The 18628-nt window shown below is 56.3% G+C and carries 17 protein-coding genes; 13 read left to right on the top strand and 4 right to left on the bottom strand.

Annotated features, from left to right (window positions below; translation table 11 throughout):
- Positions 1-34 precede the first annotated feature (34 nt).
- From CA948_RS05535 to CA948_RS05520, 4 genes are all read left to right on the top strand, one after another.
- Positions 35-880: an SPOR domain-containing protein gene (locus CA948_RS05535; protein ID WP_094196829.1), complete on the top strand. Its 846-nt coding sequence runs from the start codon at positions 35-37 to the stop codon at positions 878-880.
- Positions 877-1365: a CvpA family protein gene (locus tag CA948_RS05530; protein WP_094196828.1), complete on the top strand. Its 489-nt coding sequence runs from the start codon at positions 877-879 to the stop codon at positions 1363-1365. The genes CA948_RS05535 and CA948_RS05530 overlap by 4 nt, the downstream gene beginning before the upstream one ends.
- 23 nt (positions 1366-1388) lie before the next feature.
- A complete protein-coding gene (gene purF, locus CA948_RS05525; protein ID WP_094196827.1) occupies positions 1389-2873 on the top strand; it encodes an amidophosphoribosyltransferase in 1485 nt (494 codons plus the stop codon).
- A gap of 122 nt (positions 2874-2995) precedes the next feature.
- On the top strand, positions 2996-3508 hold the full coding sequence (locus CA948_RS05520) for a ClbS/DfsB family four-helix bundle protein (RefSeq protein WP_108727534.1): 513 nt from the start codon (positions 2996-2998) through the stop codon (positions 3506-3508).
- Between the two features lie 78 nt (positions 3509-3586).
- Here the strand turns inward: CA948_RS05520 and CA948_RS05515 are convergent, their stop codons facing one another.
- The 4 genes from CA948_RS05515 to map are packed head-to-tail and all read right to left on the bottom strand — an operon-like array spanning position 3587 to position 8191.
- A complete protein-coding gene (locus CA948_RS05515) occupies positions 3587-4087 on the bottom strand; it encodes a disulfide bond formation protein B (protein ID WP_094196825.1) in 501 nt (166 codons plus the stop codon).
- Between the two features lie 4 nt (positions 4088-4091).
- A complete protein-coding gene (locus CA948_RS05510; protein WP_094196824.1) occupies positions 4092-4805 on the bottom strand; it encodes a MarC family protein in 714 nt (237 codons plus the stop codon).
- Positions 4805-7384, bottom strand: coding sequence for a [protein-PII] uridylyltransferase (locus CA948_RS05505; protein WP_108727533.1), 2580 nt, complete (start codon positions 7382-7384; stop codon positions 4805-4807). The genes CA948_RS05510 and CA948_RS05505 overlap by 1 nt, the downstream gene beginning before the upstream one ends.
- A gap of 3 nt (positions 7385-7387) precedes the next feature.
- The gene (gene map / locus CA948_RS05500; protein WP_094196822.1) at positions 7388-8191 is read right to left on the bottom strand and encodes a type I methionyl aminopeptidase; all 804 of its coding nucleotides are present in this window, start codon (positions 8189-8191) and stop codon (positions 7388-7390) included.
- Between the two features lie 646 nt (positions 8192-8837).
- Here map and rpsB point away from each other — a divergent pair.
- The 9 genes from rpsB to bamA all read left to right on the top strand — a co-directional run bounded on the left by rpsB (position 8838) and on the right by bamA (position 18596).
- Complete coding sequence (rpsB, locus tag CA948_RS05495) at positions 8838-9587, top strand: 30S ribosomal protein S2 (protein WP_094196821.1); 750 nt, start codon at positions 8838-8840, stop codon at positions 9585-9587.
- Between the two features lie 111 nt (positions 9588-9698).
- Positions 9699-10577, top strand: a complete 879-nt coding sequence (tsf, locus tag CA948_RS05490) for a translation elongation factor Ts (RefSeq protein WP_108727532.1) — start codon at positions 9699-9701, stop codon at positions 10575-10577.
- A 93-nt stretch (positions 10578-10670) separates the two neighbouring features.
- Positions 10671-11387, top strand: coding sequence for a UMP kinase (gene pyrH / locus CA948_RS05485; protein WP_094196819.1), 717 nt, complete (start codon positions 10671-10673; stop codon positions 11385-11387).
- 19 nt (positions 11388-11406) lie between these two features.
- Entirely contained in the window at positions 11407-11967 is a 561-nt protein-coding gene (frr, locus tag CA948_RS05480) for a ribosome recycling factor (protein WP_094196818.1), read from the top strand.
- A gap of 25 nt (positions 11968-11992) precedes the next feature.
- Entirely contained in the window at positions 11993-12757 is a 765-nt protein-coding gene (uppS, locus tag CA948_RS05475) for a polyprenyl diphosphate synthase (protein ID WP_108728713.1), read from the top strand.
- Positions 12758-12770: 13 nt separating this feature from the next.
- Positions 12771-13625 carry a phosphatidate cytidylyltransferase gene (locus CA948_RS05470; RefSeq protein WP_108727531.1) on the top strand — a complete coding sequence of 285 codons (855 nt, stop codon included), beginning with the start codon at positions 12771-12773 and terminating at the stop codon, positions 13623-13625.
- 39 nt (positions 13626-13664) lie between these two features.
- Positions 13665-14867 (top strand): 1-deoxy-D-xylulose-5-phosphate reductoisomerase, encoded by a 1203-nt coding sequence (locus CA948_RS05465; RefSeq protein ID WP_094196816.1) that lies wholly within the window; start codon positions 13665-13667, stop codon positions 14865-14867.
- An 11-nt stretch (positions 14868-14878) separates the two neighbouring features.
- Positions 14879-16201: an RIP metalloprotease RseP gene (gene rseP, locus CA948_RS05460; protein WP_108727530.1), complete on the top strand. Its 1323-nt coding sequence runs from the start codon at positions 14879-14881 to the stop codon at positions 16199-16201.
- A 52-nt stretch (positions 16202-16253) separates the two neighbouring features.
- Positions 16254-18596, top strand: coding sequence for an outer membrane protein assembly factor BamA (bamA, locus tag CA948_RS05455; RefSeq protein WP_108727529.1), 2343 nt, complete (start codon positions 16254-16256; stop codon positions 18594-18596).
- Positions 18597-18628: the final 32 nt, after the last annotated feature.

Raw genomic sequence — 18628 nt, 5'->3', positions numbered from 1 at the left:
CGGTAAGACTGCTTATTTCATAGGTCTGGGGCTCATGGGTTTATTTTCACGTAACGATACTTCCTCATCGTCGGGTCGCCGCGCTAGTGCTTCTAGCGACTCACAATTATCGGAACTGCGTGGACGGGCTCGCCGCCGTCTGATCGGTGCGTTGGCTCTGGTTCTGGCCGTGGTTGTGCTGGTGCCTATGCTGACTGCCGACAAAACGCCACCCGAGCCCGAGCAATCTCTGGCCTTGGGCCCTATTGGTCAGACAACGGGGCAGGGCGCGGCGCAAACTCGCCCTGGCGAGTTAGTCGTGCAAGAGAACACCCCAACGCCTGTTATCGAGCAGCCCGACGAGCCACCGGTGACTGATCCCTCCACCAGCACAAATGGTGGTCTGGCTGTGGTCAATCCCGGCCTTGAAACGGATCCTGCTCATGTGACCACGCCAAGCACGCCGACAGCACCACCGCCGGTGACAACGCCTCCAGAGCAGCCCAAACCGGTCGAAAAGCCCAAACCTGTTGAAAAACCCAAGCCTGCTCCAGCGCCTGCCCAAAACGGTCGTACAGATGATGGCTCCTATGCGCTGGCCCTGCTCGAAGGCCGTGTACCCAACAAGCCTGCCCCTGCGGCTGCCACCAAACCCGCAGCGCAGCAAGGCAATTTCATTTTGCAGATTGTCGCCTATTCCAACCAGAACGATGCCCAGTCGCGTCGTGATCAGCTGGTATCGGCCGGTGTGACCAATGCCTATGTAGAAACGGCACAAAGCGGTGGCAAGCCAACCTATCGTTTGCGTGTGGGACCATTCCCCACCCGTGAAGCGGCTCAGGCAGCTCAGGCCCGCTTGCGCTCGCTCGGTTACGAGAACAGTTTTATCTCGGCTAAGTGAGCAGCTTCGACTATATCGTCCTTGGAATTGTGGGTGTATCAGGCCTGCTGGGCCTGATACGCGGATTGATCAAGGAAGTTCTTTCGCTCAGCGCCTATTTGCTGGCTTTCATGGCCGCAATCTGGTGGGGGCCACGCACATCAGGTTGGATACAAGTCTGGATAGAAAACGGCTTATTACGTACGGCTTTGGCCTACGGAGCCGTTTTTTTTATGGTCTTGTTGCTGGTGGGTTTGTTGAACATGCTGCTGGCCAGCCTGATAGAACAAACGGGTTTGACACCTGCCGATCATGGGCTGGGTGGCTTGTTTGGGCTGGCCCGTGGGGTATTGCTGGTGCTGATTCTGGTCATCCTGGCCGGACATACCGATTTACCGAAAGAGCCGTGGTGGGAGCAGGCCAAGTTGGCCGAGCCTGCGATCCGCGCGGTGCAATCGATTAAGGCCATGCTGCCGCCGTCTCTGGCAGAATGGCTGCCTTATTGAGAACACACTAACGGGAACCAATCATGTGTGGAGTTGTAGGGGTTGTTGCGCGCAGCCCTGTAAATCAGTTGATCTATGACAGTTTGCTCTTGCTGCAGCATCGCGGGCAGGATGCAGCGGGGCTGGCGACCTGGCACGACCAGTTCTTCAGCATGCACAAGGCATTTGGGCTGGTGCGGGACGTGTTTCGTACTCGTAACATGCGCTCTTTGCCAGGCAATAGCGGTATTGGCCACGTGCGTTATCCCACTGCAGGCTCTAGCCAGAGCGTGGAGGAGGCGCAGCCGTTTTACGTCAATGCCCCCTTTGGTCTGAGCTTTGTGCACAACGGTAATCTGACCAACTGGCGTGAACTGCGTGAAGAGCTGTTCACCATTGACCGTCGCCACATCAACACCAACTCGGACTCCGAGGTTCTGCTGAATGTGTACGCGCACGAACTGCAACGTGCTGCTACCGGTCCTGAGCTGTCTCAGGACGAGGTGTTTGACGCGGTGGCCGCCGTGCACCGTCGTGCTCGTGGCGCTTACGCTGTGGTTTCACAAATCGCGAACTTTGGTCTGGTTGCCTTTCGCGATCCGAACGGGATTCGTCCTTTGTGCCTGGGCCGCAACGTGACCCCCAAGGGCGAGGAGTGGATGGTTGCCTCCGAGTCCGTGGCCTTGACCGGTTGCGGCTTTGAGCTGGTTCGTGATGTGGAGCCCGGCGAGGCCATCATCATTGATCTGGATGGCAATCTCAGCAGCCGCCAGTGTGCCGAGAACCCGCGCCTGAATCCCTGTGTCTTTGAATACGTATACTTTGCCCGTCCCGATTCGACGGTCGATGGTGTGTCGGTGTACGACGCGCGTTTGTTGATGGGTGTGTACCTGGCCGAGAACGTTGCCAAGAATCTGCGTCTGGCTGATATTGATGTGGTGATGCCTATTCCTGACTCGGCCCGTCCATCGGCCATGCAGCTGGCGGCTCATCTGAATCTGAACTACCGCGAAGGTTTCATCAAGAACCGCTATGTAGGTCGCACCTTCATCATGCCCGGCCAGGAAGTGCGCAAGAAGTCTGTGCGTCAGAAACTGAGCGCCATTCCCATGGAGTTCCAGGGCAAGAACGTGCTGTTGGTGGATGACTCCATCGTGCGTGGCACAACCAGCCGCCAGATCGTGGACATGGCTCGTGCTGCCGGTGCGAACAAGGTGTTCTTTGCCTCGGCAGCGCCACCTGTGCGTTTTCCGAACGTATACGGCATTGATATGCCTACCGTGTCCGAGCTGATTGCCACGGGGCGTGATGTGGATCAGGTTGCCAAGGAAATCGGTGTGGATGGTCTGGTCTACCAGGATCTGCACGATCTGGAGCAATCCCTGCGCGATTTGAATCCACGTTTTGCCGGTTTTGAGTCCTCCTGCTTTAGTGGCGAGTACGTGACGGGTGATGTGGACGAGGCTTATCTGAATTTGCTGGCGGAAGGCCGCAAAAGCGGTCGTGAAGTGCCGGACGTGACGGATTGATCGCTTAACCGCTTAGTTGAATAGAAAATCTGCTTTTCTGAGCTACACCCCAAAGCTGGACGCCAGTCCAAGCTTTGGGGTGTTTTAATCGGAAGTTTCGTCGTAGCGTAAAGAGGATCGGTATGGCGGTGCCACAGAACAAGCAGGAATTGCTGGATGCGATTCGTACCACCTATCAGAAACTGATGGCCGACCTTGCCAGTGTGCCAGCGGAGCATGCCCGAGACGCGACGCTGCCGGGGCATAGACAAGGCACACAGATGAGTGTGTCCGATCTGGTGGCTTATTTGATCGGATGGAGTCTGTTGGTGCTGAAATGGTGTGATGGCAAATCAAAGGGACGACCGGTCGATTTCCCTGAAACCGGCTATACGTGGAGCGAGTTAGGCAGACTGGCGCAAAAATTTTATGCCGACTATGCAGGCGTGGCCTACGCTGACTTGCTGCGGCTATTTGCGGATGTACATGCTCGCATTGTCGCGCTCGTTGAGCAGGAAAACGATGCTTCGCTGTATGGCATGCCTTGGTATGAGAGGTACACCCAAGGCCGGATGATCCAGTTCAATACATCGTCACCCTATGCCAATGCACGGTTGCGGTTGCGCAAGTGGAAGAAAGCGAACGCCATCACCTGATAATTCGATGTTCTTGGCGTGCTGGCGCACGGTCTGGCCGGGCTGTCACGCCATGCCTGAAACATATGGCCGCCAATGCTAAGCACCACGACGCTTGAACAAGGTCAGCAGCAAGCCCAGGCCCAGAATGACAAACAGCGCCAGGCTCCAGTAGGCGTATTCGATTCCCAGCAGCGGTTGACGGGCGTCCATGCAGGAAGCATAGATGCCAAATAACCAGGGCAGGCCGCTTTCCAGGCCAGATTGGGTAATGAAGCGGTCAGCAAAGGTCTGGTCGCAGCTGAACAGGTGTTGCGCCACAGAGACCTGATACCAGGCAGCCACAATACCGCCTACTGCTGTGGCCAAACCCAGCAGGCTGGCTATGGTGGAGCTGCGTGGGTGACCAAGTTGCTGCAGCACACCTGCGATCAGGCTGAATACGCCCAGCACAATGAAAATCAGCCGTTGCAGCACGCACCAGGCGCAAGGCGGGATGCTGAATACGTGCTGAGAGAGCAGCGCAATGCCTACGCCTGAGAAGGCGAGCAGGGCGATCAGATAATAGGGTGCAGCGGATTGGCGGGAAGAGGCGGCCATGGTATCAAGAGGAACTTAAAGAATGAAAGGTAGAAGCTTCCTGTAGCAAACCCAGGAAAAGCTCGTGGAAACCTGCCCAGGTAATCTGCACGCCCAGGCACAAGAGAATAAAGGCGGACAGGCGCATCACGACAGCGGTGCCATTCTTGCCCAGTTTGTACAGAAATTGGGATGCAAAACGTAAGGCCAGAAACACAATAAAACTGGCCGCCGCAATAGCGGGCAGGGCGCCAGCCAGCTTGCTCATGGTGCCGGCGACCGAGTTGTCGTGCAAGGTCGCCCCTACCGTCAGCGCAGCAGACAAGGAGCCGGGGCCGCAGAGCATGGGGAAGGTCAAGGGGTAGAAGGCCTTGGAGCGAATTTGTTCCCAGGAATAGGACTCGGCCATGTTCTGGGCGTGTGCCGCATCAAAGTCCGAGGCGTTGATCAATCGCCAGGCGGTGCCAATCACCAGCAAGCCCCCGCCAATACGAATGATGGGTAGGGAGATGCCAAAGAAATTCAGCACAATATTGCCTGCCACCATAGCGATGGCCAGCATGATGAAAATGTTGATGGCAACTTTCTTGGCCAGTCGGGCGCGATCGGGCACGCTGGCCCCTTCGGTCAGGGTCAGAAAGATGGGGGCGGCCGCAGGCGGGTTCAGCATGGGCAAGAGTGTGGCCAATGCAAACAAGAAGCTGCGACTGACATCGGCAAAGACAGAGGAGATTTCCATTAAGACGCGGAGGTTTGTTGAGAGAGGGCCAAACGTACATCGCGCTCCAGGCGCAATTGATGACGGTTGTGTTCCAGTGCGGCGCCACTGAGGATGAAGACGTCTTCCACGCGGTCGCCCAGAGTCATGACTTTGGCCGAGCGCAGTCGTACGCCGTGGCGCTCGAATACTTGGGCGAGACTGTACAACAAACCGCGCCGGTCTGTAGCACTTAAGGTCAAAATCCAGTCTTGGCCTTGCTCATCCAGGCGCAGATCCACGGTGGGCTGAATGGGGAATACTCGAGCCCGGCGCGAACGTATGTCGCGATAGGGATCGTGAGCATGCTCGTTGGGGATCCAGTCCTGCTGTAGTGCCTGGCACAGCTCGGTTTCGATCAGCAAGGGATCACGCCGCAGGGCATGGTCGTAGGCGGGCAGCATCACGACAAAGCTGTCCAGTGCCCAGCCGTGGCGAGTCGTGTAGATGCGTGCGTCCTGAATGCTGACGGCCTGGCTGTCAAAGTAACGACAGATACGTAAAAACAGACGGCTGGCGTCTTTGGTGTAGACCAGTACCTGCAGCGCGTCGGTTTGTCCGGCGGGACGTATGCGCACAACAGGAGTCAGGCTGTGGGACTGGTGGTAGAGCTGGATCGTGTGCCAGGCGATTTCGCTGGCGTCATGACGCAGAAAATAAGGCTTGTCCAGCCACTGCCAAAAGTCTTCACGAGCATCGTCCAGCAGACCGGCCAGACGTATTTCACCGGCGGCGTCACGTTTGCGCTGATCCAGCACGGAGACACCGTCCTTGACGTCGCGCCCTAACGCGGCCAAGGTCAGGTTGTACAGATCCTCCAGTAGCTTGCCTTTCCAGGAGTTCCAGACGGTTGGGCTGGTGGCACGAATGTCGGCTACGGTGAGCAGGTACAGGGCGGTTAGCCGGCGTTCGGTGCCTACGGTTTGTAGGAACTGGAAAATCACATTCGGGTCGCTCAAATCGCGTTTTTGTGCGACCTGAGACATGCTCAGGTGTTCTCGGACCAGAAACACCACCAGTTCTGCATCTACGGGCATCAGGCCGTGATCCTGGCAAAAGGCCAATGCGTCCTGGGCACCCAATTCGGAGTGATTCCCACCGCGTCCTTTGGCAATGTCGTGAAAAAGGGCGGCAATATACAGCAGCCAGTGGCGATCAAAACCGCTCATTAGCTGATTGGCCATGGACAGCTCCTCGCTGTGCTCAGCCATGGTGAAGCGGCGTAGATTGCGTATGACTTTCAGCGTGTGCTCGTCCACGGTATAGGCATGGAACAGGTCGTGCTGCATCTGCCCGACCACGCGCCGGAAGACAGGTAGGTAGCGGGGCAGCAGGTTGAGCAAATTCATCAAGCGCAAAGTGTGCACAATGCCTTTGTTCTGTTGGAGAATTTCCAGAAACAGACGTCGATTTCGGGGCTCGGCCCGGAAGGTGGCATCGATCAGGCGGCGGGCGTGCCATAAGGCGCGCAGCGTATCGGCTTTCAGGCCGCGCAAACTAGCTTGTTGCTGCAAATGCAGCATGGCGACAAAGATCAGAGAGGGGTCTTGCTCGAAGCCATTGGCTTGACGCAATTCCAACTGTCCATGATGAATCTGGAAGTGTTCATCCAGGACAAGCGGTTCCTGATCGGTTTGTGGAAACAGGTGTTCCTCAATGCTGCGCATCAGGATCAGATTCAGCTGGCTGACAATCTTGGCGGCCCAGTAGTAACGCTGCATCAGCAGTTCGCTGGCACGTCGGGTGGCCGTGGGTTGGAAGCCGTAGATTTCCGCCAGACGTGGTTGCAGATCAAACAGCAGTCTGTCTTCGGCGCGGCCTGTCAGTAGATGAAGTTCAATGCGCAGGCGCTTGAAGGCTGCTTCGACCCGTTGCAGGGCATTGAGCTCGGATTCGGTCAGCAGCTCGGATTGCGCGACGTCCAGCCAAGTGCGCCCCAAACCGGCTGCCCTGGCCATCCAGAGCAGCACTTGCAAGTCACGCAAGGCGCCAGGCGACTCTTTGCAGTTGGGCTCTAGGGAGTAGGGCGTGTCTTGCAGATGGGCATGACGCTGCTGCTGCTCGGCCTGCTTGGCCAGAAAGAAGGCTTGCGGGTCCATCTGGCTTTGCAGTTGCTGTTGGGCATGGCGCAGCAATAACCTGGAGCCTGCCAACCAGCGGCTTTCCAGCAAGGCGGTTTCGGTAGTGATGTCCTGGCTGGCTTGTTCCAGGCATTGGGCGGGTGTGGCCACATTGTGGCTGGGGGCCAGGCCGATATCCCATAAGGCGGCGACCAATGCCTGGATGCGGTCAATGTCCTCTGCGTTTGGTTCACGCTGCAACAGAATCAGTAGATCCACATCCGAGTGCGGGTACAGTTCCCCGCGACCATACCCGCCCAAGGCCGCCAAGCTGGCTTGGCGGGGCAGGGGGTAACGGTCCAGGAGTTCGCGCAGGCCTTGGTCACAAATCTGGCACAGGCTTTTGAGCAGACGATCACAATGCAGGTCTTGCCTGAAGCGCTCGTAGACCTGGGCCCGGCGGCAAGCAATTCTGTCGCGAAGCTGGGCCAGGAAGGACATGGTTCAGGCCTTGTTGATGATGGCTGGAGGGGCAGGCATGCCGGGCGAGACAGTCAGTACTTCATAGCCGGTATCGGTCACCAGTATGGCGTGCTCCCATTGGGCTGACAGGCTGTGGTCGCGGGTGACGACGGTCCATTGATCTGCCAGGGTGCGCAGTTCGCGACGGCCCGCGTTGATCATGGGTTCAATGGTGAAGATCATGCCGGCTTCCAGTTTTACGCCTGTGCCGGGCTTGCCGTAGTGCAGCACTTGCGGGTCCTGATGGAATTTTTGGCCCACGCCATGTCCGCAATATTCACGTACCACGGAAAAGCCTTGTTTTTCAGCGTGTTGCTGAATAGCGTGGCCGATATCCCCCAGGGTTGCGCCCGGCTTGACCTGATCGATGCCCAACCACATGCATTCGTAAGTGGTTTCAGTCAGGCGACGGGCCAGGATGCTGGGTTCACCCACGTAGAACATGCGGCTGGTGTCACCAAACCAGCCATCTTGAATAATGGTGACGTCCATGTTCAGAATATCGCCGTTTTTCAACACTTTATCGCCAGGAATGCCGTGACAGATGACGTGGTTGACGGAGGTGCAGATAGAGCCCGGAAAGGGCGGGTAGCCAGGGGGCGCGTAACCCACGGTGGCTGATTTGACCCCTAGTTCATTGATGCGCTCCATGCACAGGCGGTCCAATTCGCCAGTCGTGACGCCTGCTTTGACAAAGGGGGTCAGGTAGTCAAGGATGGATGCCGCCGTCTGGCAAGCAGTGCGCATTTTTTCGAGATCAGTGGGGTCTGTGACGAGAATACTCATAGCAACTTGAACAGGTCTATTGAAAAATAGTAGAATTATAGGCTTTTGTGAATTTTGCAGTTACGCACAGTCCCGTTTGGGACGATCTGGCGGCTGTCCAAGCAAGGCGGTGTAAGGCAGCGCAAGACGCTGTTTACCGCATTAAATCTAGGTTTTCCTGGTTTGACCGGCTTTTCTCAGGCCTTCTGAATCTTCAGGGCGGATGAGTAAAGCAAGGGGTCAGGACAGTTTGCTCCAAGATTGAAAAAAACGCCTCAGGGCGCTGCGAGCCAGCAAAAACACGCAGAATTCACAACGAATACAGGGTCAGCACGATTACAAGCGTTGCAAAAGCAACATGGGCAGCAGCCCGGTTCTTGTTCAACAGATGCTGACCAGGCAATCCCCTAGGATACACCTGCAAGCGGTGCGCTGCATGCAGGCAGTAGCCAGAAAAGTTTCAGGCCCGGGTTTGACGGCAGATTTCTTGTCTGCTCAAAGGCGCGGGTCCGTTGCAGTGCAGGCGTACGCTCATGTCGGGCGACGTTTTTTATGTTGTATGTAGTAAATCGCGTGACTGTCCGTCTCGGGGTGTCTGGAATGCAGCACAGGCTGCGGCCCTTACCGGATACCGGGCAGTTACAAGACCAAACCCTTGGAGAACTTTATGTCTTTAATGCGTGAAATGCTGGAAGCTGGTGTGCACTTTGGCCACCAAACCCGTTACTGGAACCCCAAGATGGCTCCGTTCATCTTCGGCCAGCGTAACAACATCCACATCATCAACCTGGAAAAAACGGTTGTTCAGTACGAAGAAGCAACCAAATTCGTGCGTCAACTGGCTGCTCGTGGCGGCAACGTGCTGTTCGTCGGTACCAAGCGTGCTGCTCGCGAACTGGTGGCTGCTGAGGCCGAGCGTTGCGGTATGCCTTACGTTGACAGCCGCTGGCTGGGTGGCATGATGACCAACTTCAAAACGGTCAAGACTTCCATCAAGCGTCTGAAAGAAATGGAAGGTCAGATGGCTGAAGGCCGTCTGGAAACCATGAGCAAGAAAGAAGCCTTGATGTTCGAGCGCGAACTGGAAAAGCTGAACAAGGCCATCGGCGGTATCAAGGACATGAACAACCTGCCTGACGCCCTGTTCGTGATCGACGTCGGCTACCACAAGATTGCTGTGGCCGAAGCCCGCACGCTGGGTATCCCCGTTGTGGCCGTGGTTGATACCAACCACTCGCCAGAAGGTCTGGATTACGTGATTCCTGGTAACGATGACTCGGCCAAGGCTATCGCTCTGTACGCCCGTGGCATGGCTGACGCCGTGTTGGCTGGCCGCGAACAGAACCTGAACGGTCTGGTTGAAGAAATCGCCGCTGACGAAGAATTCGTCGAAGTTCAGGCTGACACCCAGGAGTAACAGGTTCACCGCTGTCTGCCAGACACCATCAGTTGTCATGGCAGACAGCTACAGTGACCTTTCGTATCGCCCCGGCTTGCCGGGGCACGTTCTACAGAATTGGAGAAAACCGTGGCTCAAATCACCGCATCGATGGTTAAAGAATTGCGCGAGAAAACCGACGCGCCCATGATGGAATGCAAAAAAGCACTGACCGAAGCCGACGGCGATATGGCACGTGCTGAAGAAATCTTGCGCGTGAAGCTGGGCAGCAAGGCTAGCAAAGCAGCTACCCGCGTTACCGCTGAAGGCCTGGTTTCTGTTTACATTGCTGACGATGCCAAGACCGGTTCCGTTGTTGAAGTCAACTGCGAAACCGACTTCGTTGCCAAGAACGATGACTTCATCGGCTTTATCAACGACGTCGCACAACTGGTTGCCAAGCACAACCCAGCAGATCTGGCCGCTTTGGCTGAACTGCCACTGGCCGACAGCAATGTCGAGACCGTGCGCGCTGCTCTGGTTGGCAAGATTGGTGAAAACATCTCGATCCGTCGCTTCCAGCGCTACGAAACAGCCGGCCAACTGGCCAGCTACGTTCACGGTGGCAAAATCGGCGTATTGGTTGATTTCGCCGGTGGCGACGAAGAAGTGGGCAAGGATCTGGCCATGCACATTGCTGCGACTCGTCCTAAAGCGATGGACGCTTCCGGTGTTGACGCTGCTGAAATCGAAGCCGAACGCTCCGTGGCGGCTCAGAAAGCGGCTGAATCGGGCAAGCCTGCTGACATCGTCACCAAAATGGTTGACGGCGCTGTTGCCAAGTTCCTGAAAGAAGTGACTCTGCTGAGCCAGCCTTTCGTCAAGAACGACAAGCAAAGCGTGCAGCAAATGCTGGACGAGAAAAAAGCATCGATCGCTGGCTTTACCCTGTACGTTGTGGGTGAAGGCATTGAAAAGCGTGTTGAGGATTTCGCCGCTGAGGTAGCTGCTGCTGCCGGCCAAGCCTAATCTAGCTGGTTTTTTCAGGGCAGGCACCGTAGTGGCGGTGCCTGCCCTGCTGCTTTACACTCTCTTCTGTCTTCGTCACTTGGAATCCCACCCATGACTACCCCTCTTTACAAACGTGTCCTGTTAAAGCTCTCCGGCGAAGCGCTGATGGGTGAGGACTCGTTCGGTATTAATCGCAGCACAATCATTCGCATGACGGAGGAGATCGCCCAGGTTGCCCAGTTGGGGGTGCAACTGGCTATCGTGATTGGCGGGGGAAATATCTTTCGCGGCATCGCTCCAGGTGCCCAGGGCATGGATCGTGCGACAGCCGATTACATGGGCATGATGGCCACCGTCATGAACGCGCTGGCCTTGCAAGATGCCTTGAAGCACCGTGGCCTGGATGCCCGTGTGCAATCTGCCCTGAATATTGAACAGGTTGTGGAGCCTTACATTCGTCCCAAGGCACTGCGTTACCTGGAAGAAAACAAAGTTGTTATTTTTGCAGCCGGTACGGGCAATCCGTTTTTTACCACCGATACGGCAGCGGCCTTGCGCGGCGCCGAAGTGGGGGCGGAAATCGTACTGAAAGCCACCAAGGTTGACGGCATCTACAGTGCCGATCCCAATAAGGATCCCGGTGCGACCCGTTATTCGCGCATCAGCTTTGACGAGGCCATTGTGCGTCGTCTGGAAGTGATGGACGCCACGGCCTTCGCCTTGTGTCGCGATCAGAAACTGCCGATTAAGGTGTTTTCGATCAACAAACCCGGTGCTTTGACGCGTGCGGTTTGTGGCGAGGACGAGGGCACCCTGGTTCACGTTTAAAGTTATAGGAATTTAGTCCATGAGTCTTTCCGAGATTAAAGCATCGACCGATAACCGTATGGGCAAGTCCCTGGAGTCTCTCAAGACGGGCCTGGCCAAGATTCGTACTGGCCGCGCTACGGCAGGCTTGCTGGATCATGTTCAGGTCGAATACTACGGTTCCATGGTGCCTGTCAGCCAAGTGGCTAACATCACGGTGGTTGACGCTCGCACCTTGAATGTGCAGGTATGGGAAAAGCATATGGCTGGCCCCATTGAAAAAGCCATTCGCGACAACGAGCTGGGCCTGAACCCCATCTCGATGGGCGAGAGCATTCGTGTGCCCATGCCCGCCTTGACCGAAGAGCGCCGTCGCGATCTGGCCAAAGTGGTGCGCGGTGAAGGTGAAGATGCCAAGGTTGCGATCCGCAACCTGCGTCGGGATGCCAATGACACGCTCAAAAAGCAAGTCAAGGACAAGGAGATTTCCGAGGACGACGAGCGTCGCGCCCAGGATGAAATCCAGAAGCTGACCGACAAGTATGTGGCTGAAGTCGACAAGCTGATCGCCCAAAAAGAAGCCGAGATCATGACGGTCTAACGGCTTTTGCACAGGTGGCTAGGTGATTTCTTTCAGTTCTACCCAAACTATTCCGGAACACGGTCAGGTTCCTGGCCACCTGGCAATTGTCATGGACGGCAATGGACGATGGGCGACCCGTCGTCTTTTGCCACGCACGGCAGGGCACTTGCGGGGTGTGCAGACCGTGCGGCGCATTGTCGAGGCTTGTGGTGAGCTCGGCGTGCGTTATTTGACCCTGTTTGCTTTTAGTTCCGAGAACTGGCGACGTCCTCCCGAGGAGGTCTCCCTGTTGATGGGGCTATTTGTCAAGATGCTGCAAAAAGAAGTGGCAACACTGAAAAAAAACGGCGTCCGACTTCATGTTATTGGCGAACTGTCCGCATTTAGCGATGAACTGCGTGGGCTGATTGCCGATGCAGAGGAAAAAACACGCGATAACGACACCTTGCATTTGACGATTGCCGCCAATTACGGCGGTCGTTGGGATATTTTGCAAGCGACCCAAAAGGCGCTGGCCGCTAATCCTGACTTGGTCGATCATCCTGAGCAGTTGGATGAGGCCATGTTCAGCCCCTATTTGGCGATGTCTTATGCCCCCGAGCCGGATTTGTTCATTCGCACGGGTGGAGAGCGTCGCATTTCCAATTTCTTGATCTGGCAGATGGCCTATACCGAGCTGTACTTTACAGACGTGTACTGGCCGGATTTTGACCGGGCGCAGCTGGAACAAGCCTTCGAGTGGTATCGTGGGCGCGAGCGGCGCTTTGGGCGCACCAGTGCCCAGGTGCAGGGTAGCCCCGCGCCTTGACGGAGCCTTATCTATGTTGAAACAACGAGTCATCACCGCCCTGATCTTGCTGGTGATTCTGGGCGCGGCCATGCTTGCCCCCGTGCGCTGGCCCTTGTTGGCCATCTTTGTGCTGATGAGTACGTTGGCGTGCTGGGAGTGGGAGCGTCTGAGTCTGTCTGAGGATCAGCAGCGTTGGGCATGGCCCTTGGCCTTGCTTAACGGTGCCTTGATGTTGTGGCTAAGCGTGTACTGGTATGACACAGGTCCACAAGAGCAGGCGGCTGATCTGGTGTACCGTGCCCTGGTGCCGTTAATGGCGGCATGGTGGATCGTTGGTGCGACAGGGCTGGTGTTGCAGGGTCAGGCCACACAACGAGCTCAAGGTGTTTTGCTCAGTGTGATGGGTGTGCTGGCTCCCTTGGTCGCGTGGGCCAGCCTGTCTCTTTTCTTGTACACGCAGGGCATTGTGTATGTGCTCTCCCTATTGGTTCTGATCTGGGCGGCGGATATTGCAGCCTACTTCGCGGGTCGTGCTTTTGGTAAGGCCAAACTGGCCCCGCGTGTCAGTCCCGGCAAGACCTGGGCTGGAGCGGTTGGCGGTATGGCCGCTGCGGCGGTATGGATGGTGATAAGCGCAAATTGGGCAGGCAGCTTTGGTGCCGACGTACAGCAACGTTGGGGGTGGGTTGCCACGGCTGTTTTGGGTATTGCCCTGGCGGCCTTGTCGATCGTAGGTGATTTGTTCGAGTCTTTGCTCAAGCGCCGTGCCGCTGTGAAAGATTCCAGTCAATTATTGCCCGGCCATGGTGGAGTCTACGACCGTATCGACGCCTTGCTGCCGGTTGCTCCCGTAGCCTTGCTGTTAAGTGGGGCGTGGCTCTTTTAGTCCTGCGTGGAACTAAGTGTTTGCGTCAAGGAAGAACTCATGAGTTTCCAGCATGTTTGTGTGTTAGGGGCCACTGGCTCTATTGGTATCAGCACACTGGATGTGATTGCTCGTCATCCGGAGCGGATGGCGGTTTATGCCGTGAGCGGCCACACTCGTATGGAGCTGCTGGCCCAGCAAGCTCGTGACAGTGCCGCCCGGGTTGTTCTGGTGCCTGATGAAGCCGCGCGTAGCCGCTTTCTGGCGGCGTGGCAGGGTGGTGTCTTGCCCGAGATCCGGGTAGGTGCCCAAGCTCTGGCCGATACGGCGGCAGACCCACAAGTAACGACGGTGATGGCCGCGATTATCGGGGCAGCAGGTCTGCCTTCGGCCCTGGCTGCGGCTCGTGCGGGCAAGCGGGTGTTGCTGGCCAATAAAGAAGCGCTGGTCGCTGCGGGCCGTATCTTCATGCAAGCCGTGCAAGAGGGCGGGGCGCAATTGATGCCTATCGACTCCGAACACAGCGCCATCTACCAATGTCTGGCCGGTGAGTTACCTGCGGAGCCCGGTCAGCCTGTGGCTGCTCTACGCCGTCTCTTGGTGACAGCTTCCGGTGGACCGTTTCGCTCGCGCAGCTTGGCCGAGCTGGATGAGGTGACCCCCGAGCAAGCCTGTGCGCATCCCAACTGGAGCATGGGCCGCAAAATTTCGGTGGATTCAGCCACTATGCTGAATAAAGGCCTGGAAGTTATTGAGGCGCATTGGTTGTTCTCGGTGCCCGTTGAGCAGATTGATGTGGTGGTGCATCCGCAAAGCGTGATTCACTCCATGGTTGAGTACATAGATGGCTCGGTGATGGCGCAATTGGGGCAGCCCGACATGCGCACGGCGATTGCCTACGGTCTGGGCTTTCCGGAACGCTTGTACAGCGGCGTAGGCTTGTTGGATCTGGCCACAATGGGTCGCCTGGACTTTGAACAGCCTGATTTTGTGCGTTTTCCCTGTCTGCGATTGGCCTATGATGCTTTGCGCAGCAGTCAGGCTGCCTGCGTGACTTTGAATGCCGCCAACGAAATTGCCGTAGACCGCTTCTTGGAAAGGCAGATTGGCTATACTCAGATTCCGGCGGTGATTGAGCATTGTCTGGATAGGCTCAATGGCCGTGCCAGCCAGGCCTTAGAGGCCCTGGAAGGGGTGTTGGAGCTGGATAGCGAGACCCGTTCGCTGGCGCTGGATTACTGCAGAGTCTCTGCGCGTATTTAACAGGAATTAACATGCTCTTCACGGTTCTGGCTTTCTTGGTAGCCTTGGGCGTGCTGGTGACTTTTCACGAGCTTGGCCACTACTGGGTGGCTCGTCGTTGCGGCGTGCGTGTAGAGCGTTTTTCTATCGGGTTTGGCAAGGTGCTGTACCGTCGTTTCGACAAGAACGGCACCGAATGGGCTGTCTCTGCTCTTCCTTTGGGCGGCTACGTCGCCATGCAAAATGATCCGCCTGCTCATGCAACGCAGGCACAGATCGACGAGTCCTTCAACCACAAGCCCCTGCGACAGCGTGCCGCGATTGTGCTGGCTGGTCCAATGGCCAACCTGATTCTGGCGGTGGTGATTTATGCCTTTGTAGGGTTGTTAGGAGCCCAGGAGCCCGTCGCGCAAATCGGTCCCGTCCCAGAAGGCACGCCAGCGGCTCAGGCCGGTTTCCAGGCTGGGGATCGTCTGGTCTCGGTGGATGGCAAACCTGTGGATTCCTGGTTGCAGGCGCGCTGGGCCTTTATGGATGCCTTGTCCTCGGGCGGCGAGCTCGAAGTGGGAGTCAAGGACCTGCTGGGACGAGAAGAAAATCGTTACCTGACATTACCGGCTGGCGAGATTTTGCCGGACGGGCAGGACCTGATGGCCAAGGCTGGGCTGATGTTACGCCCGGCACGATCAGTCGTTCAAGAAGTGTTTAAAGATACGGCAGCCGAACAAGCAGGTCTGAAAAAAGACGACCTTATTCTCCGGCTGGATGATTTGATCGAGCCTGGAATGACGGCGTTCGTTCAAAAGGTGCAACAATCTGCGGGTAAGACACTTGAGCTTGAGGTGCTGCGCGAGGGTGAAATTCAACGCCTGCTGCTTACTCCCCAGAGCGATGCCAAGGCACAAGGGCGTATTGGTGCCCAAGTGGCTATGGATATGCCCATGACCTTGGTGCGGTATGGGCCCATCGAGAGCGTGGAGCGCGGATTTACCCGTACCGGGCAGACTTTTTGGTTCTCTTTGAAGATGATCGGGCGCATGATTACGGGCGATGTCTCTGTACGTAATGTCAGCGGGCCGGTTACTATTGCGGATTATGCAGGTCAGACAGCGCGTATTGGCTTTATTGCCTACCTGAATTTCTTGGCCTTGATCAGTATTAGCATTGGTTTACTGAATTTATTGCCCGTACCTATGCTAGACGGTGGGCATCTACTGTACTATGCCATCGAAGCCGTGCGCGGCAAGCCCGCTTCGGAGCGTATGATGCTTGTCGGTCAACGGCTGGGTTTGGCCTTGTTGGCCGTGCTGATGAGTATTGCTTTTTTTAATGACATCACCCGTCTTTTCAGTTGAGAGCGGGTGGCATACAATTTCCAACCATTTGACCGACCAAGGATTGTCCAGGATGTCGTTTAGCCGGAAACCTACTTTTGCGTTGCGTGTTCTGCCCGTATTGGTGGCAAGTCTGCTTGCCCCCGCCCTGGCGAATGCATTTGCACCGTTTGTCGTGCGCGATATTCAAGTCAATGGCATCCAGCGGGTCGATCCCGGTGCCGTGTTCTCGTCTTTGCCTGTCAAGGTCGGTGAGTCCTTCTCGGAAGAGCAGGCGGCAGACGCGATTCAGCGCTTGTACGCCACCGGTTTTTTCAGTGACGTGCAAATTGACACCAGCACCAATGTGCTGATCGTTAACGTTAAGGAGCGTCCAACCATCGCCTCCGTGTCTTTTAATGGCATGCGCGAGTTCGACGCCAAGAATATTATCAACTCCCTGGCCCAGGTAGGCTTTGGAGAAGGCCGGGTTTTTGACCGTTCCATGTTGGAACGTGCTGAATTCGAGCTGAAACAACAGTACTTGTCCAAGGGCAAGTATGGTGTGGAAATCACGCCTATCATCACGCCTTTGCCACGTAACCGCGTCGGTGTCAGCTTTGACATCTTTGAGGGTGGCTTGGCCAAGATCAAGGAAATCCGCATCGTCGGTACGGAAGCCGTCTCGCAAGGTGACTTGCTCGATCAGATGGAGCTGACGACCTCGGGCATGATGACCTGGTACACCGGCACTGATAAATACTCCCGCGAAAAACTGGAAGGGGATATGGAGCGTATCCGCTCCTACTACCTGAATCGTGGTTTCCTGGAGTACTCGGCCGAAGCGCCTCAGGTATCGATTTCGCCCGATCGCAAAGACATTTACATTACCCTGACCATTCACGAGGGCCAGCCCTACACCTTGAGTAGCGTGAAATTGGCCGGTGATCTGCTGGGTCTGGAAGACAAGATCGAGCCGATGGTGCAGCAAAAAGAAGGCGAAGTGTTTTCCTCGGACAAGACCAGCGCTACCGTAAAATCGATCACCGAGTATCTGGGTGGCTTGGGTTATGCCTTTGCGAATGCCAACCCGAACCCGGTGCTGGATCGCGAAAATCACACGGCTGACTTGACCTTCTACGTCGATCCCGGTCGTCGCGTGTATGTGCGCCGTATTGAGGTGGGTGGAAACGTCCGTACCCGTGATGAAGTGGTGCGTCGTGAAATGCGTCAGCAGGAAGCGGCCTGGTATGACTCGGACGCCATCAAGTTCTCGCGTGACCGTATCGACCGTCTGGGCTACTTCAATGAAGTAGATGTGAATACCAAGCCTGTACCGGGTTCGCCTGACCAGGTCGACGTGAACGTGGACGTGAAAGAAAAGCCCACCGGCTTGGTTAACCTCGGTATTGGTTACGGTTCGACTGACAAGCTGATGCTGTCAGCCGGTATCAGTCAGGACAACATCTTCGGTAGTGGTAACAGCCTGTCCTTGCAGGTCAATACCAGTAAAGTGAACCGTGCGGCGGTGATCAGCCATACCAATCCTTTCTGGACAGGTGACGGCATCAGCAAGACCACCTCGATTTACTACCGTCGTACCACGCCTTACCAGTCCAATGATGGTTGGGGTGATTACCAGAACACCGCAATCGGTGCCGGTTTGAACTTCGGTGTGCCTATTTCCGAGTACGACCGTGTATTCATGGGCGTGAACTTCGAGCACAACAAGCTCTCGCGCCTGAGCCCGCAGTACACACCCCGTGCCTATCAGGATTACGTAAACGAGTACGGTGAAGGCACCAACACCTTTATTTTCAACCTGGGTTGGTCCAAAGATACTCGCGACAGCGCGATTGCTCCCAACAAGGGCAGCTTGACCAGTCTGTCGGCTGATATGGGTACGATGGATTTGCGCTATTACATGCTGCGTGCCAGCCATCAGCACTATATTCCTTTGGGGCGTGCTTACACGCTGGCTCTGAACGGGGCGATTGACTACGGTCGCAGCATCGGTGGCAAGAGTTTCCCGGTGATCAAGAACGTATACGCCGGTGGTATCGGGTCGGTACGTGGCTACGAAGGTGCATCCTTGGGCGGACGCGATATCTTGACGGGCGACTACCTGGGTGGTTCGCGTCGAATGATTGCCAACGCTCAACTGTATCTGCCATTCCCCGGTGCCTCACGTGACCGTACGTTGCGTTGGTTCGTCTTTGCCGATGCCGGTAAAGTTGACAACACCAGCGGTGGTTGCCCAATGGGTCGTCCTGACCGTTTGTCGGAGGATCCATGCGGTTGGAAGTACGCTGCAGGTCTGGGCTTGTCGTGGGAGTCCCCACTCGGTCCGTTGCAGTTGTCCTATGGTCGCGCCTTGCGCGCCAAGGAAGGCGACGATAAACAAGCCTTCCAGTTCCAGATTGGTACCGCTTTCTGATGTTCGTGTTTAGTGGCACAATTGCACTATTC

Origin of the sequence: Alcaligenes aquatilis (genome assembly GCF_003076515.1) — a bacterium.
GTDB lineage: Bacteria > Pseudomonadota > Gammaproteobacteria > Burkholderiales > Burkholderiaceae_B > Alcaligenes > Alcaligenes aquatilis.
Note: the sequence above shows the minus strand (reverse complement) of the source record. Positions and strands in the feature narration are given on the sequence as shown.